Below are 22,996 nucleotides of genomic sequence, written 5' to 3' on the forward strand. Positions count from 1 at the left end.
ACAAAAGCCGGGGCGATTCATGCCAAAGAGGTCTGGGTATCGTGAGGCGAAAATGTAGAAGTGTTGAACCGCCTCTTCAGCTAGCTTGGCATCGGTAAGAATAGTGAGATCGTCATGCTCGGCCATCTGTTCGAAAACAGTTGCGTAATGCTCCCGCCACATCCGTCGATCGTCGCTAGCAGGCATGAGACCTACAAGCTCTGCCGCCAAATTCTTTCTTGAGTCGGGCATTGGCTATCACTCCGTACCAGTGAGCCAGCCAGGCTCTGTTTTAGAGGCTAACCACTCTCTGGCCGTCCCGATCGCAATGCCAGGTTGCTCCTCATTTGCCCAGGGTGTATCCAGCTGCGTTTCAGACGCTTCCGATACGTCGAACTCGACTGTGAGGCTTTCATCGATCTCACCAGAAAGGGCGTGATGTAGCTCCAAGGCGTGTGCAGCCGAGTGTGCCGCGTACCACTCATGGTCGGCCACGATGAATACTTTAAGGGGCAGGGTTTCCGGTGGGGTTTGCGAGAGTTGGTCCAACTTTGAAGCTCCCTCTAGGTGTAAACCAAAACGTTCTGGCCAGGCCTACGGCTCAAGCCAGGGAATTCTCCCAGATGGTGGCAAACTGCAATGGTCTAACCGTCCCTCAAATGGGGGCAAATAGCCATTTGGCTAGTCGAGATTGCCTTGGTTTTGCCGATCGGGCAGTATTGACGTGTTTTCAGCTTGAATGCTCAAGCTGATCTACTAGCTGGATTCCAGCACCTCACTATCCCTACCAGGGCCTTGCCCCTGATAGGGGTGCGGCTCTGTCAACTCGGAGTCGTACCATGCAAAACCAACTCATCTCCACTCAAGTCACTGCGCTTGTTGTCGGCAATCGCGTCGACCTGGCGTCTTGTCCCCATCTGTCGGGCAGTCCGCATGCTGCTTATGCATATGGCATTGTTTCGTCGGTGGAAAAGGAAACCGAAAACTGCGTAGCGGTGAGCTACGAGGATATCGACGTCGTCGGTTATCCCATTGACACCATGCTAATGGTGAAAGCTCCTCGCGATGTACCTGACCCCGTTGCGAAAGTCCGTTCGATCGCTAGTGATGTTGAATGGGAGGAATGGCGAATTTCGCAAAACCTCACTGATCGCTGGGGTGAGATCAACTACTACAACGCCGAAAACAAACCTCTTGAGCTACTGGAATTCAACCAGCCGCTGCTCGAAAGACTGATTCAGCAAATGTGGGCAGAAGAGACGTTCGTCGTCCGCAAGGATGGGCGGTTTGGGATCCTTTTCGAACTCGAAATGACTTCGCTGGAAAGCGATGGACATGAAAATTCTGAGAGCGACCCGGAGTGCGCAAGCAATAACAAGCTTCGGCCAGCGGAGGAGGTTGTTGCTTACCTCAAAACGGCACTCGCAGAGATCACACCACGCTTCCCTGGGGTGGAGTTCTGTGTCCCTGACCAAAGCGAGATTTGTAACGATCGTCCAGCTGCATGGGCTTTCGTTGTAGATGGTCTTCTGACAGATGATCAGCGTGATGCACTCGGCACGGCATTGGCTTCCCTTTAAATCAAACCCTGGCAGGGCCTTGCTCCTGCAAGGGGTAAGGCAGCCAGTGTCTGGAGCTGAAATATGGACTACAAGCTTGAAGTGGGCCTTTACGGAAATGGTCGCCCTGCAATTCAGGTGTATGACGACGAGGGGGCTCCGTTCTGCACCCTGTCTGTCAACATTCTCGATGCGGTCCTGGAGGAAGATGAAATTTGCATTAAAGCCTGGGACCTTCCCAGTGACTTCCTGCAGATGATCTTAGCCAGCGGCAAGTTTGACGAAACAGGCAAACAAGAACCGGCTGGCTACACGTCGGCGCCGGTATGGAGAATCCGCTGCCCTGAGCTCCTCCGAGCTATCGAGCAGTTTCAAGAAACGACTCGCTAACGCGATCAACCTAAACCCTTGCGGGGCCATCCCGTAAGGGCTGGCTCCGTCTCAGTTCTGGAGCTGAATATGTCAGGTAGTGAAAATACTCGTGGTGAATCTGCGATGGTGCCGGCAGCTGTTGTCCGCGCCCTTGACCATGTGCGGAGCATTTTCCCCGAGGTGACCCACGTCGTGTACACACGAGAGTGCAAATGGCTCTACATGAGCGATGAAGGTGCAATGCCAACTTTCAACGGTCTGGTGGATGTCGGCATCCTCGAGGATGCTTGCGACGCAGTAGCTTCCTTCCCTTGCGTGTTCTGCGTGCAAGGCGAGGCTTATTGATACGGACAAGAGGTGGGGCTTCCCACCTCGAGTCTTCTTACGAAAGACGGATTTCTTAAGAAGATTCTTCTGTCGGCCATGTGGCTGCCAGAGAAAGCCAGCTGGGGTTTCCAGCACATGACATTACCCCCGCGGGGCTTCATGGCCCCTTGTAGGGGCCATGGTTCCGCTCTACTTGGAGCAAAACCATGCAAGCTAAAAAACCCTTTATCTGCCTGTTCAAGAACTCGGCTGTTGAGTTGAAGACCTCTGTCACGGCCGTCGATCTACGTGACGCTGTGGCTCGTTTCTTCACCTCCGACGTCGGTATGCCGCTGGCTCATGCCAACAGCATTCCGGTCGATCTGATTCAGGACGTTCCGGCAAACTTCGAGACTCGCTACACCCTGGCTCAGGACGGCTGGTCGCTGCACGTTAATGCGGCGGACTCCGACCCAGCCGGTGAGACGAAGTCTCGTCTTGGTGACATCTATGTCCCTGAAGGCACGGTCCGCAACACAATCCTCGCTGCTCTGCGGCTCTACCAGGAGATGGGGATGGGTGACCCGGCTAATCGCTCGGATCACATCCACGACATCGCTACCAATGGTGACGATGACATCAGCATGGATGAGTGGGGCATTGAGAAACTGTGCCAAAGCATTAACTTTGCAGTGGCCGATCCTTGCGCAAAGCCTCTGGTCATTGTTCGAAGCACCAGTAACGATGAAATCCTGGTGCAGGCCAGCCACGCGGTGAAGGTCCTGTATCTCGAGGACAATGAGACTGGTGACGACTCTGATGACCTGGTTGTGCTGGGCGACATTGAAATGTGGAAGCAGGAGTTCGATGTGGTGCCAAGCGACTTGGGCGACCTCATCCCTCAGCTGAAACTGTCCAGCTCAGTCGAAGAGTGCGATATGGGAACTGTGGTGCTGGAGATCAACGGCGGCGTGGTGAACAGTGTTCGAAGCGATCGCCCTGTACGGGTTCTCATCCTGGATGAGGACTGCGAGGGTGGCGATAGTGAAAACATTCAAGAGGTAAACGGCCAGGAGGTTTACGTAAGTGACTTCCAGCTAACGGCGCTCGATGCCGGCGGCAATGGGATTGACCCTGAGTTCTGTCGTGCGGTGCAGGAGCAAATCCTGGGCTGATCGATAGCCACAAAATAGGCCAGCAGAGAGATCTGTTGGCCATCCTTTCAAACCCCATCAGGGCCACCCCTGATGGGGCGGCCCCATTTACTGGAGCTGTATCATGACTAGCATTTCAATCAACCTGGACTACTGCTGCAAATTCTGTCTGCGTTCTGCCCCTATCTCATTTGCCCCTGCGGCCAAGCTGGTCCCTGTTGCAGATGAAGAGGGTGGGCCCATTTTCATGGTGCCGGTCTGTCAATTCCATGCGGATGACTGCGGCGCCGATGGAGAAGAGCCTCTGGGACGCAGTGAGCTTGCGCGGAATCTCGCACAGGGTAATCCTCCTCGTGAGGTTCTCCTGGCGCCGATCCGTGGACCTGTCGACATTCCTGACTCTCCGGATTTCCTCGCTCTCGAGATTAAGCCGGAGTTGAGGGCTCTGGTGTTCAAGCTGGTTGAGGTAGCAGCGCAACATCGGCTGAATGCCGTCACTCAGACCTACTACCCGGCAAACTGGCTGAAGGGTGATTTAGTTGGGTGGAGCTCAGGGGCTGAGGAAGCCTCGTACGATTGCCCCGAAATCAATGTCTCTGAGAATGAGTTTTGGTTTACAGCTATCGCTAGCCACACAGATGACGTCTTCAGAACGGACCGCATCCCAGTCTCAGCTTTGGCTGATATGGAGATATCCTTCGGTAGAGGCCAGGTCGAGTTGAAACCGGGCGTTATCCAAATGAAAGGTGGTGAGAACCTTATCAAAGCATTGGGTAATCACCTGATGGAACCGACAACGTCTCTTGGCGCCATGGGCGTCAGCTGACATATCTGTGATCAAGGCGGCCAAGCGAAAGCTTGTGCCGCCTTTTTTTGTTTCTCGACTGGCATGCTGCTCCGAATCGACCTCTCGAGGACATGGCAAGAAGGCTCTCCGGCTTACGGGTGCATGCGCAGGCCAAACTGAAATGGCCTGATCGGTTCAGGCTAGCTTTACAGGTCCTTAGGTGACACTAGGTCGTGGTTGCCTATCGCGCATTTGAAGTCCTATTGCTGCTGCCGCGTACCACACCGCACGCCTGGCTGCTGGACGAAAGTCTTCCTCGCCTTCTTGCGCACCTTCTTCGATCACTATCGAGTTTTGGTCTGTTGCAATCCAGCAGTGACGCTCATCGTCAAATCGGACCTCTAGTTTAAGTTCTACCAGGAGACGGAAGCTGTCGCCGTCGCTATCACGAGGATCCCAGGTGGCTCGATGAAAGACCGGATCAATGTCGATTCCAAAACGCGGATCGTGGAAATCGTCATCGTCAACAAAAGGACCTTCGAGCCCAATCGCTAGAGCGGCAAGCTCGACCAAGTCTTTTTGTGTCCGAAGTCGAATGTCAGTCATCGCCGCCACCTTCAAGATTGGCTGCATTTGCGCGGCGCAGAGAAAGATATCCCTCCAGGATCTGTTTGGTGTCGGGATCCTTAGAGTGTTCGATAAGGCGCTCCAGGTTCGATTCCGTGAGGGCGCACAGGAATCGACCCTTGAACTCGCCGGAAAGGATCTCGCCATCAACGGTGCCCGTTCTGCTGTTGATCCACATCGACACATACTCCGTCTTGAGTGATGCGCTCTCTGGAATCTGGCCATACTTTTTCAGAAGCGATGTTACCCGCTGAAGCTTCCGCTTTTGCTCCCGGTCTCGGTTAGATTCATCGATATCGGCGGCGACAGCTTTGATCTGGTTCTCAAGCACCCACAGGAGTCCGATTCCGATTGCCGTCGGTACCGGTGCAGCTATTGCAGCAACGACGATCCCCACGTCGACCATCCAGGACACTGTGCCCTTCACGCCATAGTAGGTCTTGGCCACAGTGCCTGTGATCTGGTTTGTCCTATTGAGGACAGCATCCTTTGCGCCAACCGCGGTGGCTTCGACCCGGCACGACACCTCGTTCCGAGCTCGATCTAATGCTCCAAGTGCACGACTGAATGTTTCCTTCATGGAACCGCATCCTTTTTGCTTTAGTGGTCCTGGAGGCTTGACCACCTCCCATAGAGACCAGGATTTTGCCACCTCGGTGATATATGCAACCGGCAATTAGGGACGTCTAAGGGGCCAGTTCAACTGCAATCAAGCTGCTCAATGCTTGAGCACGGGATGCCACGCTATTGAAGCCAAGTTTGTGGTAGCCAACCCGGTGCGCATCGTGTGCGACAATTGCTGCTTTCCACAGGCTCACAGGTTCGGCGGATGAGAGAGGTTTTAAACCCCATAGCACTACGGGCGTTGGCTGCTGCTCGCGCCTCAATGCCCCAGCGACCCATCTACAGGTCCAGGACTGCTGATAAATTCGTGATAAGGGCGTCGACCGAACTGCTCAAGGCCATGACTGAGCTTGGAAAGGTTCAGGGCCGGAGTGCCAACTCTGAAATTATCTGCGCTGTGCTGGAGTCTCTTGAGGGGCGTCGCAAGGCTAATGTCACTCGCAAGGTCTACGTGGCGTACCTCGGCGAGGAAATGGTTGCGCACTTGATGGGGGACGTTGCGTTCTTCAGTGAGGACCATATTCGTGGTGAGGCGAAAAGCGTTATTCGTCTGCCTGACGGCATAAGGGGAGCGGTAGCTAGAGAGGTTGATAGGCAGCGATCGGAGGGCGGTGAGCTACGGTCCATGCAGCTCTGGGTGCTAGATGCCTTGGTGTGGTGGATCAATACCCAGAGAGCAAACTACGCGATGCTTGGGGCGTGCGTATCGATGGATGCTGAAGAGTCTGCTGAATCCGAAGGCCTATTTCCGTGACCCTTTATCGGGGCAGATAGGGCGCTTGGTTTATGTGATTACTGGAATCCTCATGACTGCCATTGATTGTCAGAGGTTTCCCAATGCTCATCCATGTCACACCCAAAATCTATGCCGGCAGGAACAACCGATCCGTGGATGTCTCTCTTGTGGATCTCAAGATCCCCGAGTTCGGTTTGTCGTTGCGCGGCGGTGAACACCTTGCGGGTAGAAAGCCATATCCCAACAAGTTCTATACCGTGGCATGCCGAAAGCAGGGGCGGGAAGCGGTAGAAGGGCTGTTTTTCGAGGTTGGTGGACGCGTGAAGGACTTCACTGTAATCACTCGCTGGGCGCTACAGGCAGAAATGGTCGTCCAGCACGTGGTGAAATACCACGTTCTGGATGAAGACTTCGATACCGTTACCGACAGCATGGTTCTCTGGCATGGTAGGTGGCCTGAATCTGCCAAGGACTGCACGCCAGCGTCGCACCAGCCTCGGATGGATGTGTTTTCAGACAACGGTCGAAAAGGGGACTTCCACGATACCGTGAACTCCAGCGGTATCGTCCTGGAGCGACATGAGACGTTCCGCATTCCCACGATTGCGAAGGAACGTCTCGAGCGTCAAAACTCGTTGTCGAACCGGCTGCCGCACTTCGATAGCGCGATCAAGCTTTGATGCGTGGGAGGCGACAGGCCTTCTAGTCTGTCGCCTTCATCGGCCGTGATCCTTCATCACGCCGAAAGACCTTCTCGGTGTGCGCTACCGGTTTCTTCCTTCCACGCGGACACTTCTTCTCTGAAGCTCTGCCCCCGCCACAGCCAGGCATTTTGCGAAGGGGAATAGAAAGCCCCCTTCAGAATGCTAGAGTCTGACAGTTGAATGCTCACCGGAACGCTTTCCGGTGGATAGTCATCTGCGTCCTCAATATCTTCGATGGCCATCCACCCCTCCTGATCCGTCGCGAGCTGCTCCACCTTGCTGACTACGTCAGGGATCTCGAAATCGCGACCACTCATGCCAACAAGGCCGCAGATTGTGCGGATGCCCACCTCCCACCTGTCCTTCCGAACAAGTGCTCCATCCGCACGAAATTCATAGTCCTCGACCTTGGCGTCTCGGTACTCAGGTTTGCGAAAATCCAACTCTGTAACTGCCCGTCCGGCCATAAAATTACCCTTTTTGCACCCCAACATTCTGGTCGATTATCTCTGGTCTGGGTTTTCTGCAACGTGAGATCCGGCCCCGAACCTGGGTGGATTGGGCCGTCTCAGTTAACGATCTCGCCCGTCAATAGGCGAAATTCTTAAGAAAAGTGCTGAGCAGTCGGTTGCAGATTCTTAAAATAAGGGACAATGCAAGCTGCATCGAAGAAAGGGGTACTTTGGCTGCTTCTGGATCGTGTGTGCGGCCATAGCTAGCAGCCTGAGATTCATTGGCTGGTGTGTAGGGTGTTCCCCTGTGCGCTTAACCTTGCATCAAGGAATAGAATCGTGTCGAGGAAGCACAACCTCAGCCCAGTAGGGGAGGGCTATGGGGCTCAAATAAAGAGCCTGCCATTGTCCTTGGATGACGTCTCGGAACAGACTCTGCGAGCTTTACTGAAGGCCGTGGAGGACGACGAGGTTGCGCTGCCCACCTTGCCGGAAGTAGCGCTAAAAGTCAGAGAGGCGGCAGAGCTGCCCGATGTCACGATAGCCCGGCTTGCGGGGGTTATTGGGACGGACACTGCGCTCACCGCTAGGATGCTAAAGGTGGTGAATAGCCCGCTGCTGCGTTCGGGCTGGGAGATAACTGACCTACAAGCCGCAATCGGCCGTTTGGGCGTTATCTATACCAGCAATCTTGCCGTTGGCCTGGCAATGGAGCAGATGTTCCGTAGCAAGTCGAAAGCGCTCGACAAGAAGCTACGAGAGGTCTGGCGTAAGAGCCTGGTTGTGGCCGGTGTTTGCCATGCTATTTGTAAGCGACGGTCAGACTTGAGTGCTGACCAAGCGATTCTGGCAGGGCTAGTCCACATGATAGGTGTGCTTCCGATCCTCACCTATATCGATAAGCACAGCCTCCGCGTAAGCCCTGCTGAGCTTGACTACGTCATCAACCATGTCCACCCAGTTATAGGGCACAGGATTCTTGCCCAATGGGATTTCCCGGCTCAGTTGGCGGATGTTCCTAGCAGCTTCTCTGACCTAAGCAGAAGATCGGAACAGCTCGATTACGTGGATGTCGTTCAGGCCGCGTGTATCATTTCGAACCAGGGCAGCTCTGGACCATTTGGTGGTGTTGACTGGGAAACGAGTCATGCGTTGCTGGCGCTGGGCTTGAAACGAAGTGATGCGGGCCTGTACCTGGAAGAGGCATCAGTGCTCGCCGGCTAGCGAATACGGCTCAATCAAGGGGCTTTCTTTTGAGGGTGAGGAGGGGCTTACCCGTAGGTTTCTGTGGTGCCTGGCCCCTGGGCTTTTGACAGCGACAGTCATCGGTATTGCCCACTTGGTTGAGAGGCTTGCTCAGGATTTTGAATCCGGACTGGCGGAGCTCATCAAGGTGTACACGATCGTCGCTGCTCATAAAGCGTTCAATGCAAAAAAGCCCGGTGCCCTGGCAACTGGGGCACAGCGCTAAAACTGCAGGCTCATCGAGTTGAATTACGCGTTGCTTGGCCATCTAAAGTTCCTACTACAAGGACGGCTAGGCTTTTAGCAGGAAAGGGAGCTCCTAGCCAATTTCTTGGCTCTCGTCGAATTATGCTAGTCCCAGTCTGGGACAGATCGCTGCAGGAGTTGTAGACCTCCTGCAGCGCTGGTGCCTATCAGTTGCGTACTACTTTGCCAGTGGCAGCTGAGTGAACACTTTCGATTCCTTGAAGGCGCATTGCGTTTTTGGACACTGGCGTGTCATTCACCGGCCTGACGGTGATAATCACAGAGGCCTGCTCTGACCAGGCTCCCTCCACATCCCGCGCCCTGTAGGTGACTGTCGACGTGCCGTGCCAATCAGGGGCCGGCTCAAAGCGGAGCTTGTCGCCTTCAACGAACGCTGTCCCGTGATCGCTTTGGGCCTGTTTTTCCAGGGCGAAGGTGAAAACCTGGACGCTATCTATATCAGTTGCGATTAGGAGAACTTCTCCAGGCACATCTTCGTCGATGGTCAAATTTCTTGGCTGGGCAACGGGGGCGTCATTCACTGGGGTTACGGTGATGCTGATGGTCGCACTGTTTGACCAGGCTCCAGCGTCGTCTTTTGCCCGGTATGTGATTGAAGTAGAACCAGACCAGTTCGGCGCGGGCGTGAAGGTGAGGGCAGAGCCGGTTATGGAGGCGCTCCCGTTTGCGGGCTGTCCAATAACCTCAAACGTGAAGGAGCTGCTGTCGATATCACTCGCACTCAGGGTAAGGGTTGCAGGAGTATCTTCGAGAGTGGAAAGGCTCCGGTTCGCAACAACAGGTGGGTCGTTGACAGGGCGAACTACCACGGTGACCGTTGCCGGTGCCGACCATGCGCCAGCGCTGTCTTGGGCCCGGTAGGTGAGAGTAGTGGTTCCATACCAGTTCGCCGCGGGAGTGAAAGCTAGCGTTGCGCCGCTTAGGGTCACAGTCCCGTAAGCAGGATTCGGGGCTGAAATAATCTGGAAAATGGTCGGTGCCGGAGAGTCAATGTCAGTAGCTTGCAGCACCACGCTTCCATAAGAGTCTTCATCCAGGGTGAGACTCATGTCTGCGGCGACAGGCGCATCGTTTACTGGGTTAACAGTGATGGTAATCACTGCGGAATTGGAAACAGCGCCCTGGCTATCGGTCGCCTGATAGGTAAGAGAGGCTGTGCCATACCAGTTTGGCTTAGGTGTGAAGATCAGAGTGCTCCCAGAAATGTATGCCGATCCAGCCGCAGGCGCGGGCTGAGAGAGAAGGACAAACGTGTGGCTGTCGCCTGCGTCTGGGTCGTACACCGAAAGCGGAAAGCTGCCGGTGGTATCTTCATTCGTGCTGAAAGAAAGAGCGTATGCGGTTGGGGCTGTGTTTGCGGCAACGCAGGTGTCGCCGATCTTTGTCCAGGTGTTGTACGTGGAATTTTGACCGGGCGCCTTTAGCCTGGAACAGTATCCAGCCTCTTGCTGGTTGGCTACCCGTCCTTCGAAGTTCCAGATTTGATAGCCGGTTTGGCCGGCAGGACAAGATGCGAACTTGAGGTTATAGCATTTGACTTGGACGGTCCCCCCGTCAGCGAGGCCGGTCAACGGCACCATCAGCATTGAAATCAGTAGAGCCGCCGCGATGGCGAGTGACCCAAAGGTTGAGCCCGTTGTAGCCAGTCGCCTGGCCCGGCCTTTCGCAGTTCCGCTGGTCATAAATTTCCCCGCAAAGCAGTGGTGGTAAACATCTGTTCACTGGCAATTCTTGCGCATGCCGTAACGATGCAGGCCTTCGATCTGCACCCTCTTCTGGGCAGCAGTAGGGGCGGCACATTCACGGCATGGTTGCTTTTGATCAGCCAGAAAGTCTTCTGCACCTAAACGAGGGACGGATCACCTCCAACGCAAGGGCACGGGCCGGGATACTCCATGTGGTGGATCCTTGTGGAGTACATCTATGAACAATGGCCGTCACGTCGGTGCATCTCGCAGGCTGACACTACTGAAGCGATTTGCGCGTTCTCTTGACTTGCTTTTCCTGTATTCGGACCGTGCAAAGCGCTCTCGCCAGGCGGCGTCCGCGCTTGGAATTGAGAATGTCGAACTTATGTACGACGGTGGGCTTGAAGTGGGGACTGGCGCTCTTATTCACCAGTTCAACACTGGAGCTCCACCAGGTGAGGCTCCCTACCCAATTGTTGTCGGAGTTATCGAGGATGACGGTCACTTCGCAACCTTCAAAGCTACTTATATTCCTCAAGAAGATCTTCTGGTAGCGAGCTGGGGAAAAAGACCAAGAAAGCCGCAAGACTTATGGGTTCCTGTCGCTGAGTTCCCCAAGGCACTTCATCAAGCGATAGAGCTTTCAAAGCAAAAGTCTTGCGTGATCAACTTCTGAAAGTGAGTTTGTCAATGAGTAGCATTGAATCGGTTAGTGGCGAGCGTCGCCAGTTCACAATTCATCCCGCAGTAATTAAAACTTTAATCAATGAGCAGGCAGGGTCACTCAGCAAGGCATTCGCTGAACTGGTGATGAACGCTGTTGATGCTGGTGCAACCAGCGTTTGCATAGCCGCTGACCCCAAAGAGGGTACGTTCCAGATATCGGATAATGGGCGTGGCTTTAGATCGCGTGAAGAGATTGAGCAGTTCTTCGAATCATTTGGCACCCCACATGTCGAGGGAGATGCTGTATATGGGCGCTTTCGGATCGGCCGCGGCCAAGTCATGTCTTATGCAAAGACTGTCTGGAGAAGCGGGTACTTCGAAATGCACGTTGACTTGGAGAATGAAGAAACCTTCGGGTATCACCTGATAGAGCATGAGGTGTCTCATCCGGGATGTACTATCAGTGGTACGATTTATCCAGGGAAAAAGCATCTGATTGATGCGGAAATTCTTGCGGGGATCGTTGAGTGTAATTATCGATATCTCGGCGACTATGATTCATGCTTCAAGGAAATGATTAGGTTTGTCGCGGTTCCGATTACAGTGAACGGAATAGATGCGAATGAGCCACCTGCGGCCGGCAAGTGGAACATCGAGGATGAATATGCTTGGTATAAGTTTTCCCGTGAGGAGCAGGTGTTAAGCATATACAACCAAGGTGTGTTTGTTTGTGCAATTCCCGCCCGAAAATTCGGTGCCGGCGGTGTTGTGACTACAAAGAAACCCCTTCGCATTAACCTGGCGCGCAATAGCATTATCGAGCATCAATGCGACACCTGGCAGCACGTACGGAAGGTCATGGCTGAGCGATTTGAATTGCAAATGGGCAAGCTCAAGAAGCTTACTGATACAGAGGCAGCAGCGCTTCTTAAAGATCTGATTTTCACAGATAGAGTTTTTAGCAGTGAGACGCTGGGCAGCATTTGCAAGGCAAAGTTCATTCCTGATGTATTTGGCGAGGTTAAAGCGCCGAACGATTATCTAAGGGCCCAGCGATATACACTCTTTGATGGTGAGCACATGGCCATTGCTGAGCAGGTACAAAACAGCGGGATGGCGACCGTGGTTATGCCGCTTCTGTTGCATCGGGCAAAGGCGGACGTCACAGAGAAAAATACAGTCGCAGTAATTGCTAGACTCCGGGAGCGATTGGGATGGAGTCGAGATATTTCCTTTCACCCGTTCGATGATTATGTTCGGGAGTTGAGTAGCACATCGAATCTCCTCTCTGACGACGATCTAGATTCTGAGGAAAGGCTAGTTTTAAATGAGCTAAGGGATATAAATAAATCAGTAGCTATGCTCGTAATGAGCAATGGCGGCCGAGCCCGAAGACTGGTTGCAGGAGTGTCCGACTGCATGGAAGGCTGGACTGACGGGGCTTCATATATCGCTATCCATAGGCGTCTTTTGAAGGGTGTCAGAGGGGTCAATACACGTCGGCGTAGTCTGCGGCAGGGTGCTATCCGGGAGAAAGACAGGAGTGGTAGTCCAGCGAAGTTAGTGAATCTCCTCATTCACGAATATGCGCACGATGACAGCAGTTTAGGCGATCACCACCACAGTCGTGAATTTTATGTCAGATACCACGAGGCTACTATGCATCGTGAATACGGCAAGACAATCGACCAGCTCTTCCGTGGATACATAGCCGGTATTTCTAAGCTTCAGATCGTGCCATCGGGAGAGCACAGTGCTCACTTAAAAGTTCTGACAGGGCATGTGGACAAGCTTGCCAAGAAGGGCGGGGGTAAGGAAGAGGAATAGTTGGGTTGATCTAGTGATAAAGAGGGGGGCTTTGCCCCCTCTTTATTTTGCTTGCCACGCTACTGGATGTCTGTGATCCGCCACAATCTAAGACGCAAGGGCGGATAACTGACTAGTTTGAAACCTTTACATTCTGGGTTTTCGGCTTGCTTTCCAGTGTTGTTATGTGAATCGCCGTGGCTGGGGTTGGCTCATCATTAATAGGGCGCACTTTTACCGTTACCTGAGCGGGCAGCGACCAGGCGCCCTCAACATCACGAGCACGGTAGCTTAGCGTCGTAGATCCATTCCAGTTCGCAGCTGGTGTGAAATTGAGTTGATTGCCCTGGACCTGTGCCACGCCGGCATCTGTTGCTGCGTTACCCACGATCTCGAAGGAAAATGTTTGGACGCTGTCGATGTCGGTAGCTTGCAGGGGCACAGAACCCGGAGAGTCCTCATCGATTTCAAGAGTAAGGGGTTGTGCTACTGGCGGGTCATTTACCGGACTCACAGTAATGGTGATGGTAGCCACGTTAGACCAGGCCCCTGCATCATCCTTGGCCCTATACGTTAAGCTCGTAACCCCATTCCAATCAGATGCTGGTGTGAACGTCAGGGTGGAGCCAGAGACGCTGGCGACGCCATTGGCTGGGGGGCTGACGATTTCAAATATAAAGACGGAGCTGTCGACGTCGGCCGCAGTAAGGGTCAGCGTCGCCGAAGTATCTTCGGGCGTGATCAGGTTCCTGGCGCTTACGGCTGGGGCGTCATTGACTGGGCGAACAGTGATCGAGACTGTTGCCGGTGCCGACCAGGCTCCACTGCTGTCTTGGGCTCGGTAGGTCAAGCTCGTTGTGCCATTCCAGTTCTCCACAGGCGTGAAGGTCAGAGTACTTCCTACGATTGATGCGGAGCCATGTGCTGCGTTCGGTGGGGACACGATTTGAAAGACAGACGGACTGGGCGAGTCGATGTCTGTCGCCGACAGCGTTACAGATCCCGAAGTGTCTTCGTCGATAGTTAGGGATTTGTCGTGGGCTACTGGCGGGTCGTTGACCGGTGTCACGGTGATCGTGACGGTCGCAATGTTTGACGTAGCTCCCCTGGAGTCTGTCGCCCTGTAGGTGAGGCTGGTTACCCCATTCCAGTCCTGACGGGGTTTAAAAATGAGCTGGTTCCCTGCGATCACTGCCGATCCGTGTTGGGCGTCCGGCGCGGTGACAATCGTGTAGCTTGCGAAATCCCCTACGTCTGGATCTATCACGCTCAGAGGAATGGCGACCTGAGTATCCTCCAGAGTGGTTGCAGATCTATCGCTCACGATCGGGGCAGTGTTGTCGGGGAGGATGTTTACTGTGAGGTACTTTGTGAGGTTGATTTCGACAGCACATGGCTGAATCAGGGACCCAGGCGGGGCGGCGCCCAAAGCGTTACAGCCGATGCCTGGTGAGACAATTATCTGGTGTTCACCATAGGGGATTGGTTGAGGCGGGACAGTGATCATCTGGAACGTGTTCCAGTCAAGAATCTGCATTTCTTTCGTCATCATGTCGCGGTCGATAACGAATGTCCCGGTGTACGTGTTTACTGAAGAGAAGTTGGTGCAGGGGCTGTTTGTGTTGATGCGGCAGTCATGAGGCATGACCGGCGTCAGTGAGTTCGTGTCTGACTCGAAAATCTGGTTCGTAGTCCCACTTACAGTAATGCTCGAGGACTGCGACCAACCCATGGTCGTAAAGCCACGAATGAGCTTGCCGGCGACGTTTTCCTGATACTTCACAACCACCGAGATCGTTTCCCCTGGGCGAACGTTTGCCGTAGTACTGCCATCGGCAAAGGTCACACTGAGGTAGGTGGGCTCTACCGTGGTGGCGCCTCGAGCAACTTGTGCGACTAGGCCCAACAGCAGAAATACCGTAGGTAATAACATCACGTAATTAAGGAAAGCTTTGAGGTGCACGCGCAAGTGCAGGCGGCCGGCTTCTTTGGTGTGGCCATGTTGGAGATTAGATTTGCCAGTGAGTCTTGCACTTCGCAGGGCGGTTGCTGGATACCGCCACCAGGTAGCTAATGCCATATCTTTAAGGTCCCCTTCAGGGTTTTGCACTATCTGCCTCGCCTGACACGCGTCATTTGATGGGCAAGATAGAAATAGCCGAAGGGTCCTAAGCAAAGGGGGCAGTTCGCCCCAGGTTCAGGGACGAAAAAATGGCACCACAAGGTACGCCTGGCAGGAATCTGGCACGTATAGCATTTTTCAATGGCATTTATGCCACTTGGCTTTTGGCCTTTTCAGCTTTCTCGACTTCCTAGGTCGCTAGGACCTGGCTTTCTAGCCGATGGTATTTGTGGGCTGGGGAAAATAGGTCGAAGATTCTTCGAGCGAAGAAACAGCTAGTTCGATGCGGAATCTGGAGGATTTTTTCTCATCATGTCCCTGAAAGGGAGCTGATTGACCTGTAGTCGTAATGCATGCGCGTATGATTCTCATTAACATATAATGAGGGTCTTCCTGTGGGATTTTTAGGGCTGCACCTGCTTGGCAGGTTGATGAAGCTGTCGGTTTTACTTTCACTCGTGCTGTCAGCGCTAGCCATGCCATTGCAGTCGATGGCGGCTACAGAGTGCAGATACAACGGAACCGCCCCGTACACCTTTTTAGGTTGGACAGTTTTCTACAATGGCAGCTTGGGCGAAAGGACGATCATTTGGTGGGACGGTGTGAACGTCTACCTGGGGAGCGGTCAACAGACCTCAGTCCAAGCTGGCGGTCACACGTACACGATGGGGGACTATGTCGGCGAGACCGAGGATAGTGTTGCTACGAACGCGACCTTCTACGTATGCCGCGAGTCTTCTAATCAGCCTCCTTCAGTCGGCAATGTTGGGCTCACTGCACAGGAAGACACCTCAGCTTCCATAACGCTCACTGCCTCTGACCCAGACGCCGGCGATTACCATTCGTTCCGGATCGTCTCATCTCCAAGCGCATCGGCCGGTTCGGCGGTGATCAGTGGCGCGACACTGACATTTACCCCCAAAGCGAACTGGAACGGAACCACGTCACTGACCTACCAGGCCACCGATAGCAAGGGCGTGGTATCAAACGTTGCGACGGTGACTATCACCATTACGCCAGTCAACGATCCCCCGATAGCACTTCCACTCAGCCTGACGGTCGATGAGGACGCCGTAGGAAGCGTTGCACTCGGGGCAACTGATATCGATTCACCGATACCGACAATCTTTCAGATCGTGACTGCGCCAAACCCTGCATATGGCTCGGCGGTCATATCAGGCGGATCGTTGATTTTCACCCCGGCCGCGAACTGGAATGGCACAACCTCGCTGACCTATAGGGCCCAGGACAACAGCGGAGATCACGGTGAGCCCGGTCAATGACCCGCCAGTTGCGATGCCACTGTCCCTGGTGATTGATGAGGACACCCGCGGAGTCGTTACTTTGCTGGCGACGGATATTGATAGTGCCCAATCCTTCGAGTACGAGTTGGTCGGTCTTCCAGGGGGAGCTGTCGATGTTTCCATTGAAGGCGACCAGCTCGCTGTCAAACCATTTCTCAACTGGAGTGGAAGCGTGTCAGTTGGCTATCGCGCCAAGGATCAAGGTGGCGAGTGGTCTTCCACTGCGCTTGTGGCTGTTACCGTGCGCCCGGTGAATGATGCCCCGGTGATTTATCTGCCAATGAGGATCAAATCCCGTGAGTCTGAATCGGTGTCCGTGAAAGGGCGCGTGCAGTAGCAAACGGCGATTACAGAAGTGGGACCGGTCCGGGCTCAGTAATATGAGCTCGGATTTCGCGAAGGGAAGGGGCCGGCTTGCCATCCTCATAGCGATACGTGGAGTCCAGGGATACCTCATCAACCTGAGTGACATCTGCTGCAGAAAAGTCTTTGCGGGCCTCTTCACCAAAATGGGCAATGTGCAATTCGAAGGCTTCTTCTGCGCTTCGAGCTGCATAGATGTCACTGTCACCGACCCAGTAAAGCTGCAGGGGCGTTCCCTGCAGCGGGCTGGACATCTTAGGCAGTCGCTGGTCTGCGCTGTGCTGGATGTCGGTTACGATGGCATGCATTTCAGACTCCTTCAGCCGCCTTGGCTGGCCACTCACATTCGTTGAAACTTTCGCTCAGCATTCGAGTACTGAGCGATGAACCAAGCCTGCCATTCTCCACTGGCGCTCAGATTTGCAAGTTAGATTCTACGGTCACATGGCGTGGAAGCTCGTCAATTCTTCGGGTGCCTCGGCACTTGGGGAATGAGGTGCAGCCAAAGAACACCCTGTCCTTGATCCCCCCATTTTGCCCCTTACCGAACCGAGGCGTCATAACACCGGTGCACCTTGGGCAGGTGACCAGTTTTGCAGCGTCATAAATCGAGATCGGCGTGTTCGGCACATTGAGAGCGGCGGTCGCGCTGGCCGGCGAATCAAGAGGGGATTGAGGGACGGGTAGGGGGATACTATCGTGTGCCACAGTCTGACCTGAGGGCGAAGCCTTAAACATCTGGGCGAGTGCGGAGCCGTCAATAAGCTCCATGCTGGTGCCTTTGGCGAATCGAACAGCATCTGCTGTGAAATTCCCTGACGTGACTACAAAACCACCTGCTGCGCCTCTGGCGGACATCACGCCATAGAGTTCTCGCACCACCTGCACACTGACTTTCAGAGCTTTCCATTGTTTGCACTGTACGAGAAACAACTCGCCGCCTTTGTGCATCACGAGGTCGATGCCCCCGTCAGCACCTTTCGCGGTTTCCGAGACGGAATATCCGCGCCTGCGAAAGGCCTCTCCTACCATCTGCTCGAACTGCTCCCAGCTGAGGTTTCTAATGGCCTGACCAGTTAGGGGAGCGGAGCCGATCTTGTTGAACCTACGAGCGCGTGCTTTTCTTTGGATCCAGCCAATCACGCCTCCCAGGATGAAGATTGGTGGAATGATGAACTGGCCTATATGTGCCGCGATGGTTGCAAAATGAATAGCAAGCGTGTCGGCCAGGTGACCAGCATCGAAGGTTTTCATCACGGGGAACTCCTCGCCCCCGAAGAAGCGAAGAGTCGCAAACGTTACGCCAGCGATGATCAGATTCGCCCAGAGCGGGATCTTGATAGCAATATTCAGCAGATCATCGAGAAAGGATGTTTTGCGGCGGCGGGCCATGTGGGTCTCCTGAAAAACTGATTGATGCATGATGGAGACTCGGATCGAAAAGGGGCGCCCTATTGGCGCCCTTATCCGGTGCTAACCGGGCAGGATCCGGATGAAGTATCCAAATGGCTCGAACGCGTCGAAGGGCCAGCCTGATTCTCCGGCCGGGGGCTTCATGTAGCTCAATTGCGCAATATCAGGATCATGGATCACTACCTGAAACTCGGAATGGGGCTCTGTGACCACCCAATGCCAAGAGTTCTTTCTCCCATTGGCAACCTTCAAGATGCAAAGGCTATCCTCTGGGTGGTGCTCCCAGCCCCGCCAACGCTTCATCTCACAGCTAATGCCGTGCTCCCTAAGTCCGCTCATTAACTCGGAGAAATTGCTCGAGAAAGCGGGTTTGTTTCCTCTCTTTACCCCAAATCCCAGGCGCTGGAAGGTGTTTCTGGCTATGGGGTAGTTCGTGGCAGCAATCATTGCCAGGCATGCAACACCACAGCCGTGAGTATCTTCTTGTTGAACGGTCGCGACCTTTAGGTTGTGGAGTGATCTGCGGCGCATGGTTCAGATCTCGTTGCTAGTGGACAGGTACAAAGGCTGGTAGCCCGGCAGCTTGACGAGCATGTTGTCTCGATCCACTTGCAAACCACTTCCCTCGAAAAGGTCCGCGACCCAAAGAACCGATGAGTCGAACAGTTTCTTAGCCGATTCGCGGGCGCTCTTCACCAAACCGGACTCGTGGTATGCGATCCGCTCATCGCTTGCACACAGGAAAAGAACAGTGCGGCGTGGATGGCACATTTGATAGGCCTGGCTGAATTCGTGGGCCGCTTCTACTGGCGAGAGGCCGGTGTATCCGCGAGCCTCCATAGGTGTGGTAGCAGCAGTTGTTGCCCGGTAGGTGTCGTACTGTCTTTCAAGGGCTTCGCGCGCAATCCAGAAGCTTCTTTCGTTTGCTGAAAGCCAGTCGATTGCTTGGGGGGGCGTCATGTGGGAGGTCATAGGCGTCTAGTAATGCCTCGAGGACATAGAAGCCCTGAGGAATTGAATTTATCGCTGACATGGTAAGAGCAAGCGGTGCCCAGTCAGGTTTTCCAGCGGCCCTTCGTGTCTGCTGTCCGTCCGAGACATAGAATCCGAACTGGTCAGCCTTTGCTTTGGAGTACTCAAAAGTCTGCTGACCAACCAGGTGTTTTTCGCCGCGGGCCTGGGGCATCAGGTTGTGATTGGTGTCCTGCCAGTGCTGCGCCACATCGTGACCAGGCCCGGAGTGACTTCGACGAGTCGCGAGTCCAGTCCCCAGCACGAACATTGCGCTCGGGAGGAGGAACAGGATGTAGATGACCCCCATGGCCCTTCTAGCAAGGGAAGCGAATTCTTCTTGCGATAGTTCTACGGTTTCCCACTCAGAGCATGTGACGCTAGGCAGAAGGCTCTGATCTGCCTCAAGCTGCATGGAGCTGGAAAAGCCTTTGCATTGCTCTGACTTCACACGCCCTTGCGCAGATGGGCTACCAAGTGACTGCAAGTAGGAGGTGGCTTCGGTCAGCAGTTTGGAAGGTGCAAGCTCCGGAGCGATGCTGCTTCCAAGCAGGATCAAGAGTCCCAGTAAAAGGCCTGGGACGAGAGTTGTGGTCAGGAAAGCGAACCTGAGTGCCCAGGTCAGTGTGGAAAATCGAAATGCTGTATACCGCTTTTGTAAGGTGCTCATGGCGTCTCTGCTCCATCTAGAGACCGCCATCCTCACATCGCGAGGTCGTGAGGGGACTGGGTATCTGCCCCGTCAACAGGGGCGGTTGAGCCAAGCCAGACCTTATGATGATTAGGGAGCAGAAAGTGCCGCGCTAAGGAGTTCCTCTGGGGAGAGGTTTGCTCCGAGAGCGTCAATGACACCAGGGTTGAAGGTGATGGCCACGCCTCGAGGAAGAGCCTGCACCATACTGGCGATCGGCGCTGGGGCTTGGGAACCATTTACCCGAAGCATTCTCTGCAAGAGGCTTCTCGCCTGGCTTAGTACCTGTTCGTGGTTGGACGCGGTGGTCAAAATCTGGACGCGGTTCTTCTGCATCGTTGCCTCAGCGATCTTAGGGCCAAAAGGCCGCATTCTGGTTCCTAGAAATTTACCTTGTAGCCGGCCTCTTTGGCTGCTGCTTCCAAGTGCTGGAGGTGATCCGTTGCCTCAGCTGCTTCGCCGTATGTTGGCCATTTGGACCCCGTAAGCTTTTCTGAGAGGGCGTTGGCCAGCATCTCTCTGATCTGAGTGTCCACCTCACCAAATTCCTGGATCTTCTTGTCGATTCCCGCCGGACACATCAAGGCGACTATTTGGGGTTGGGTTAGCCGAATGCCGGTAACAGACTCAAGCTCATCCACCGCGTCGCCAAGGAGGGCGCGATTGAGCGTGACGTTGGGCGAGGTGGTTACGAGGTGTTTTTGAAGGTGCTCCCGGCGGCGTGAGGTTCCGCTGGAAAGCTCAGCCGAGAGTGTGATTTTCCTCGCCTGTATGGCCCGAGGAAGGCGCCCAGAGAGCTTGTGGGCGTAACGCCGGGCCAGTTCGTACTCGAATGGATAGAGGCCGAAGCCATTGGCTTTGCGAAAGGCTTCCACGTCTACATACAGGAAGCCCTTGGTCCGAGCTTCCGCCTTCAAGCTATCTGAAAAAACAGAGCGGCCTTTGCCAGTTGTCCCGACTATGTGGGTGGTAACAAGAGAGTCGATCGAGGTCTCGATTTTTTCACCGCCCTGTGTGACAAACCGCATGCTGGCTGAATTTGCGAAGGGATGCATTGGCGTTCTCAGCTGTCTGATGATTGATGTCTACCTTGGGGTGACATGCTAACAATGAATTGGCGGTCCGCAACCGCCAGTGGGGGTGGGAAGCGGGAAGGGCTAGCGGGGCCAGCCCATTCCATATTACTGAGCAACTCGGAGCCGGAGTGTGGCCCGCTTGTTCTCGATCGTCTTAAGCTTTATGGGGGGAGCTACAAGCGATGGCGCATCATTTATGCTGCCGACCATTACAGGAACACTTATCTCCGCCGAGTATGTTCCGTTCGCATAAACGGCTTGATATTTGAAGTTTGTAGTGCCGTACCAGTTAGGTGCTGGAATGAACACGAACCTATCTCCGCTGATGCTTATTTTTCCGGCGGCAGTAGGAACATTGCTTGTGATCCTGAAATTATAGTTTGGCCCGGCTCCGGGTATAAGAACGGTTGTCTGGGTGTCTTCTTTCGTATCTACGGAGGGAGGCTGTATGACTTCGATGTACACCTTAGCCATTGTGGTTAGGAACGGAGAGGTTAGTTGTCTGAGGTGAGACCTGAAAGACGCTTTGCCCGTCCATCCAGGGTTTGGTTTGAATAGTGCAACGCCACCATATGGAACAGCGGCCCCACCAACTACATCGAACATGGCTGCTGGGCCGAAAAGATCTGCAGTGTTAGTGGTGTCAAAGAAAATCGTGGTGTACTCAGTATCTGCGGGTATGTACAGGTACAGATCCTTAGCTACTGGATAGGGCTCGGGGGCTAACTGGCTGCTCACTGTAATGCTTGCGGTAGCAATGTTAGAGACCTTACCCGTGCTGTCCTTTACCCGATACTGGATTGAGACGGGGCCTGTAAAGTCGTACGGCGGGGTCCAGAGGAACCAGTCTTGCGTACCTGGATAGCCAGCAACTGACGAGCTCACCAGCTCCCAGCCCACGATGCTGTTGCCGTCTGGTGAATAAGCGACGTCAGATGGCCAGAAGGTAAAACTCTGGTTCTTGTAAAGGGTGCGGCTGAAGTCATGCGCAACGGGAGGGGACTCCATCGACTTTACGGTAATTGGGACCGTGTAGTCTGCAGAAGCACCGCCGCTTTGGTAGTTAGCACGATATTTAACTGTTGTGGTGCCAAACCAGTTCGCTTTAGGTGTGAACGTGAGTGTGCCGCCGCTGATAGTAGCTGTGCCATTTGGAGACTGAGCAGTGACGACATAGGTATAGCCGGAAGTCGGGCCAAGGCTTACCGATTTTGCAGCATTTTCGTTTGTATCAATGGAGATATTCGGGGCGACGTAGATCGATGCTGTGGCTGTTGTAGTTGATGCGGTATTCGGATAATTCGCATCACCGTTAATGCAGTAGTACTGATAAGAATCTGCGCCGGTATAGCCAGTTGTTGGGTTGTAGACCATGGCCATGCCCCAGAAAGCGGCTGTGCCGTGTTGCGGCTGAGTCGCCGGAGGTGCATTTAGATTTGTAGTGAACCCATTGGTACATACCGCGCCCCCTAATCCTTGAGTGTTCTTCTGGGTGTAAATGAACACATTGCCGGCTTTAGGATGGCCAGCAGGGTTTAATGCATTTGCAATGGTTACATTGAATCTGACAATCGGAGATTTCTCTCCATTCTGATCGACGCCCCTGAGCTGGTATGTGGTTACCCCGCTGGCTCCCAGTACCTTCGGTCTAAAAAATATTGCGCCGAAGTTAGCCTCAACAATACCAATGCTAGGCTGAGAAATAATCTCGACGGTCTGGACTTTGCCACCATCAGGATCCTTAAACATGAGTTCGATGTTATCCATCGTCTCTTGGAACCGGTAAATGTTGACATTAACGTCGTACCCGACGGTCGAATACGGCGCTGCCGCAAATGCTTGGTTACCAAGCACTACAGCAACAATGACCATAAGGGCCTTTAGCACAGTCGACCTGACGACCGTCGACATTTTGCGGGTTGTTTTCATTTGGCACCTCGGTGAAAAGCATGTGGGGTGTCGTTGATTGTCTGATCGATGCAGGGCGAGTGAATTTGGGATCGCTGTCTTGGGCATCGAGGAGAGAGGTCTGACCGGCAGAAGC

General features: G+C 54.0%; 25 protein-coding genes. 12 read left to right on the forward strand and 13 right to left on the reverse strand.

Annotation, left to right across the window (positions count from 1 at the left end; all coding sequences use genetic code 11):
* Together YA0848_RS36155 and YA0848_RS23920 are read right to left on the reverse strand one after the other, a co-directional pair.
* On the reverse strand, window positions 1–231 hold a 231-nt coding region (locus YA0848_RS36155), incomplete at its 3' end, for a hypothetical protein (protein WP_232925173.1).
* A 6-nt stretch (window positions 232–237) separates the two neighbouring features.
* Window positions 238–528 (reverse strand): hypothetical protein, encoded by a 291-nt coding sequence (locus YA0848_RS23920; protein WP_065085869.1) that lies wholly within the window; start codon window positions 526–528, stop codon window positions 238–240.
* Between the two features lie 290 nt (window positions 529–818).
* Between YA0848_RS23920 and YA0848_RS23925 the strand changes: the two genes are divergently transcribed.
* The 5 genes from YA0848_RS23925 to YA0848_RS23945 all read left to right on the forward strand — a co-directional run bounded on the left by YA0848_RS23925 (window position 819) and on the right by YA0848_RS23945 (window position 4,196).
* Window positions 819–1,559, forward strand: a complete 741-nt coding sequence (locus YA0848_RS23925; RefSeq protein ID WP_065327865.1) for a hypothetical protein — start codon at window positions 819–821, stop codon at window positions 1,557–1,559.
* A gap of 63 nt (window positions 1,560–1,622) precedes the next feature.
* Window positions 1,623–1,928 (forward strand): hypothetical protein, encoded by a 306-nt coding sequence (locus tag YA0848_RS23930; RefSeq protein WP_065085867.1) that lies wholly within the window; start codon window positions 1,623–1,625, stop codon window positions 1,926–1,928.
* Between the two features lie 69 nt (window positions 1,929–1,997).
* Entirely contained in the window at window positions 1,998–2,255 is a 258-nt protein-coding gene (locus YA0848_RS23935) for a hypothetical protein (RefSeq protein WP_065327864.1), read from the forward strand.
* 188 nt (window positions 2,256–2,443) lie between these two features.
* Complete coding sequence (locus YA0848_RS23940; RefSeq protein ID WP_065085865.1) at window positions 2,444–3,391, forward strand: hypothetical protein; 948 nt, start codon at window positions 2,444–2,446, stop codon at window positions 3,389–3,391.
* A 103-nt stretch (window positions 3,392–3,494) separates the two neighbouring features.
* Window positions 3,495–4,196 (forward strand): hypothetical protein, encoded by a 702-nt coding sequence (locus YA0848_RS23945; protein ID WP_065085864.1) that lies wholly within the window; start codon window positions 3,495–3,497, stop codon window positions 4,194–4,196.
* Between the two features lie 177 nt (window positions 4,197–4,373).
* Here the strand turns inward: YA0848_RS23945 and YA0848_RS23950 are convergent, their stop codons facing one another.
* Both YA0848_RS23950 and YA0848_RS23955 read right to left on the reverse strand, forming a co-directional pair.
* Window positions 4,374–4,763 (reverse strand): hypothetical protein, encoded by a 390-nt coding sequence (locus YA0848_RS23950; protein ID WP_141678520.1) that lies wholly within the window; start codon window positions 4,761–4,763, stop codon window positions 4,374–4,376.
* Window positions 4,756–5,364 (reverse strand): hypothetical protein, encoded by a 609-nt coding sequence (locus YA0848_RS23955; RefSeq protein ID WP_065085863.1) that lies wholly within the window; start codon window positions 5,362–5,364, stop codon window positions 4,756–4,758. Before YA0848_RS23955 ends, YA0848_RS23950 begins: the two co-directional genes overlap by 8 nt.
* A gap of 249 nt (window positions 5,365–5,613) precedes the next feature.
* Between YA0848_RS23955 and YA0848_RS23960 the strand changes: the two genes are divergently transcribed.
* Entirely contained in the window at window positions 5,614–6,162 is a 549-nt protein-coding gene (locus YA0848_RS23960) for an Arc family DNA-binding protein (protein WP_065085862.1), read from the forward strand.
* Window positions 6,163–6,245: 83 nt separating this feature from the next.
* A complete protein-coding gene (locus tag YA0848_RS23965) occupies window positions 6,246–6,824 on the forward strand; it encodes a DUF6012 family protein (RefSeq protein WP_065085861.1) in 579 nt (192 codons plus the stop codon).
* A 56-nt stretch (window positions 6,825–6,880) separates the two neighbouring features.
* Here YA0848_RS23965 and YA0848_RS23970 read toward each other — a convergent pair whose 3' ends face one another.
* Window positions 6,881–7,315, reverse strand: a complete 435-nt coding sequence (locus YA0848_RS23970) for a hypothetical protein (RefSeq protein ID WP_065085860.1) — start codon at window positions 7,313–7,315, stop codon at window positions 6,881–6,883.
* A gap of 390 nt (window positions 7,316–7,705) precedes the next feature.
* Here YA0848_RS23970 and YA0848_RS23975 point away from each other — a divergent pair, with 390 nt between their 5' ends.
* The gene (locus YA0848_RS23975; RefSeq protein ID WP_198731437.1) at window positions 7,706–8,524 is read left to right on the forward strand and encodes an HDOD domain-containing protein; all 819 of its coding nucleotides are present in this window, start codon (window positions 7,706–7,708) and stop codon (window positions 8,522–8,524) included.
* A 434-nt stretch (window positions 8,525–8,958) separates the two neighbouring features.
* Here the strand turns inward: YA0848_RS23975 and YA0848_RS23980 are convergent, their stop codons facing one another.
* Complete coding sequence (locus tag YA0848_RS23980; RefSeq protein ID WP_065327863.1) at window positions 8,959–10,398, reverse strand: tandem-95 repeat protein; 1,440 nt, start codon at window positions 10,396–10,398, stop codon at window positions 8,959–8,961.
* A gap of 337 nt (window positions 10,399–10,735) precedes the next feature.
* Here YA0848_RS23980 and YA0848_RS23985 point away from each other — a divergent pair, with 337 nt between their 5' ends.
* Window positions 10,736–11,176 carry a hypothetical protein gene (locus YA0848_RS23985; protein ID WP_141678518.1) on the forward strand — a complete coding sequence of 147 codons (441 nt, stop codon included), beginning with the start codon at window positions 10,736–10,738 and terminating at the stop codon, window positions 11,174–11,176.
* A 14-nt stretch (window positions 11,177–11,190) separates the two neighbouring features.
* Window positions 11,191–12,993, forward strand: a complete 1,803-nt coding sequence (locus tag YA0848_RS23990; RefSeq protein WP_065085856.1) for an ATP-binding protein — start codon at window positions 11,191–11,193, stop codon at window positions 12,991–12,993.
* Between the two features lie 112 nt (window positions 12,994–13,105).
* On the opposite strand, the gene YA0848_RS23995 is transcribed toward YA0848_RS23990, so the two are convergent.
* Window positions 13,106–15,082: a tandem-95 repeat protein gene (locus tag YA0848_RS23995; RefSeq protein WP_141678517.1), complete on the reverse strand. Its 1,977-nt coding sequence runs from the start codon at window positions 15,080–15,082 to the stop codon at window positions 13,106–13,108.
* 443 nt (window positions 15,083–15,525) lie between these two features.
* Between YA0848_RS23995 and YA0848_RS24000 the strand changes: the two genes are divergently transcribed.
* Together YA0848_RS24000 and YA0848_RS24005 are read left to right on the forward strand one after the other, a co-directional pair.
* Entirely contained in the window at window positions 15,526–16,377 is an 852-nt protein-coding gene (locus YA0848_RS24000; RefSeq protein ID WP_198731438.1) for a tandem-95 repeat protein, read from the forward strand.
* Window positions 16,361–16,735: an Ig-like domain-containing protein gene (locus YA0848_RS24005; protein WP_198731439.1), complete on the forward strand. Its 375-nt coding sequence runs from the start codon at window positions 16,361–16,363 to the stop codon at window positions 16,733–16,735. Before YA0848_RS24000 ends, YA0848_RS24005 begins: the two co-directional genes overlap by 17 nt.
* Window positions 16,736–16,745: 10 nt before the next feature.
* On the opposite strand, the gene YA0848_RS24010 is transcribed toward YA0848_RS24005, so the two are convergent.
* From YA0848_RS24010 to YA0848_RS24035, 6 genes are all read right to left on the reverse strand, one after another.
* Window positions 16,746–17,069 carry a hypothetical protein gene (locus YA0848_RS24010; RefSeq protein WP_065085853.1) on the reverse strand — a complete coding sequence of 108 codons (324 nt, stop codon included), beginning with the start codon at window positions 17,067–17,069 and terminating at the stop codon, window positions 16,746–16,748.
* Between the two features lie 106 nt (window positions 17,070–17,175).
* Window positions 17,176–18,153 carry a restriction endonuclease gene (locus YA0848_RS24015; protein WP_065085852.1) on the reverse strand — a complete coding sequence of 326 codons (978 nt, stop codon included), beginning with the start codon at window positions 18,151–18,153 and terminating at the stop codon, window positions 17,176–17,178.
* 81 nt (window positions 18,154–18,234) lie between these two features.
* Window positions 18,235–18,705 carry a cysteine peptidase family C39 domain-containing protein gene (locus tag YA0848_RS24020; RefSeq protein ID WP_083196211.1) on the reverse strand — a complete coding sequence of 157 codons (471 nt, stop codon included), beginning with the start codon at window positions 18,703–18,705 and terminating at the stop codon, window positions 18,235–18,237.
* 3 nt (window positions 18,706–18,708) lie between these two features.
* Window positions 18,709–19,134: a hypothetical protein gene (locus YA0848_RS24025; protein WP_198731440.1), complete on the reverse strand. Its 426-nt coding sequence runs from the start codon at window positions 19,132–19,134 to the stop codon at window positions 18,709–18,711.
* A gap of 1,122 nt (window positions 19,135–20,256) precedes the next feature.
* Window positions 20,257–20,931 carry a hypothetical protein gene (locus tag YA0848_RS24030; protein WP_083196210.1) on the reverse strand — a complete coding sequence of 225 codons (675 nt, stop codon included), beginning with the start codon at window positions 20,929–20,931 and terminating at the stop codon, window positions 20,257–20,259.
* Between the two features lie 126 nt (window positions 20,932–21,057).
* Entirely contained in the window at window positions 21,058–22,881 is a 1,824-nt protein-coding gene (locus YA0848_RS24035) for an Ig-like domain-containing protein (protein WP_141678515.1), read from the reverse strand.
* Window positions 22,882–22,996 lie beyond the last annotated feature (115 nt).

The organism is Pseudomonas sp. S4_EA_1b, assembly GCF_016307435.1.
GTDB classification, from domain to species: Bacteria; Pseudomonadota; Gammaproteobacteria; order Pseudomonadales; family Pseudomonadaceae; genus Aquipseudomonas; species Aquipseudomonas rhodesiae.

What these genes read in the sequence shown, in the direction of transcription:
- YA0848_RS23940 (WP_065085865.1), top strand. Translation starts at nt 2,444, where the DNA reads ATGCAAGCTAAAAAACCCTTTATCTGCCTGTTCAAGAACTCGGCTGTT.
- YA0848_RS23935 (WP_065327864.1), top strand. Translation starts at nt 1,998, where the DNA reads ATGTCAGGTAGTGAAAATACTCGTGGTGAATCTGCGATGGTGCCGGCA.
- YA0848_RS24025 (WP_198731440.1), bottom strand. Translation starts at nt 19,134, where the DNA reads ATGACGCCCCCCCAAGCAATCGACTGGCTTTCAGCAAACGAAAGAAGC.
- YA0848_RS23985 (WP_141678518.1), top strand. Translation starts at nt 10,736, where the DNA reads ATGAACAATGGCCGTCACGTCGGTGCATCTCGCAGGCTGACACTACTG.
- YA0848_RS23945 (WP_065085864.1), top strand. Translation starts at nt 3,495, where the DNA reads ATGACTAGCATTTCAATCAACCTGGACTACTGCTGCAAATTCTGTCTG.
- YA0848_RS24035 (WP_141678515.1), bottom strand. Translation starts at nt 22,881, where the DNA reads ATGAAAACAACCCGCAAAATGTCGACGGTCGTCAGGTCGACTGTGCTA.
- YA0848_RS23980 (WP_065327863.1), bottom strand. Translation starts at nt 10,398, where the DNA reads ATGCTGATGGTGCCGTTGACCGGCCTCGCTGACGGGGGGACCGTCCAA.
- YA0848_RS24000 (WP_198731438.1), top strand. Translation starts at nt 15,526, where the DNA reads ATGAAGCTGTCGGTTTTACTTTCACTCGTGCTGTCAGCGCTAGCCATG.
- YA0848_RS23930 (WP_065085867.1), top strand. Translation starts at nt 1,623, where the DNA reads ATGGACTACAAGCTTGAAGTGGGCCTTTACGGAAATGGTCGCCCTGCA.
- YA0848_RS24015 (WP_065085852.1), bottom strand. Translation starts at nt 18,153, where the DNA reads ATGGCCCGCCGCCGCAAAACATCCTTTCTCGATGATCTGCTGAATATT.
- YA0848_RS23960 (WP_065085862.1), top strand. Translation starts at nt 5,614, where the DNA reads ATGAGAGAGGTTTTAAACCCCATAGCACTACGGGCGTTGGCTGCTGCT.
- YA0848_RS24030 (WP_083196210.1), bottom strand. Translation starts at nt 20,931, where the DNA reads ATGCATCCCTTCGCAAATTCAGCCAGCATGCGGTTTGTCACACAGGGC.
- YA0848_RS23990 (WP_065085856.1), top strand. Translation starts at nt 11,191, where the DNA reads ATGAGTAGCATTGAATCGGTTAGTGGCGAGCGTCGCCAGTTCACAATT.
- YA0848_RS24020 (WP_083196211.1), bottom strand. Translation starts at nt 18,705, where the DNA reads ATGCGCCGCAGATCACTCCACAACCTAAAGGTCGCGACCGTTCAACAA.
- YA0848_RS23965 (WP_065085861.1), top strand. Translation starts at nt 6,246, where the DNA reads ATGCTCATCCATGTCACACCCAAAATCTATGCCGGCAGGAACAACCGA.
- YA0848_RS23970 (WP_065085860.1), bottom strand. Translation starts at nt 7,315, where the DNA reads ATGGCCGGACGGGCAGTTACAGAGTTGGATTTTCGCAAACCTGAGTAC.
- YA0848_RS23955 (WP_065085863.1), bottom strand. Translation starts at nt 5,364, where the DNA reads ATGAAGGAAACATTCAGTCGTGCACTTGGAGCATTAGATCGAGCTCGG.
- YA0848_RS23925 (WP_065327865.1), top strand. Translation starts at nt 819, where the DNA reads ATGCAAAACCAACTCATCTCCACTCAAGTCACTGCGCTTGTTGTCGGC.
- YA0848_RS23950 (WP_141678520.1), bottom strand. Translation starts at nt 4,763, where the DNA reads ATGACTGACATTCGACTTCGGACACAAAAAGACTTGGTCGAGCTTGCC.
- YA0848_RS24010 (WP_065085853.1), bottom strand. Translation starts at nt 17,069, where the DNA reads ATGCATGCCATCGTAACCGACATCCAGCACAGCGCAGACCAGCGACTG.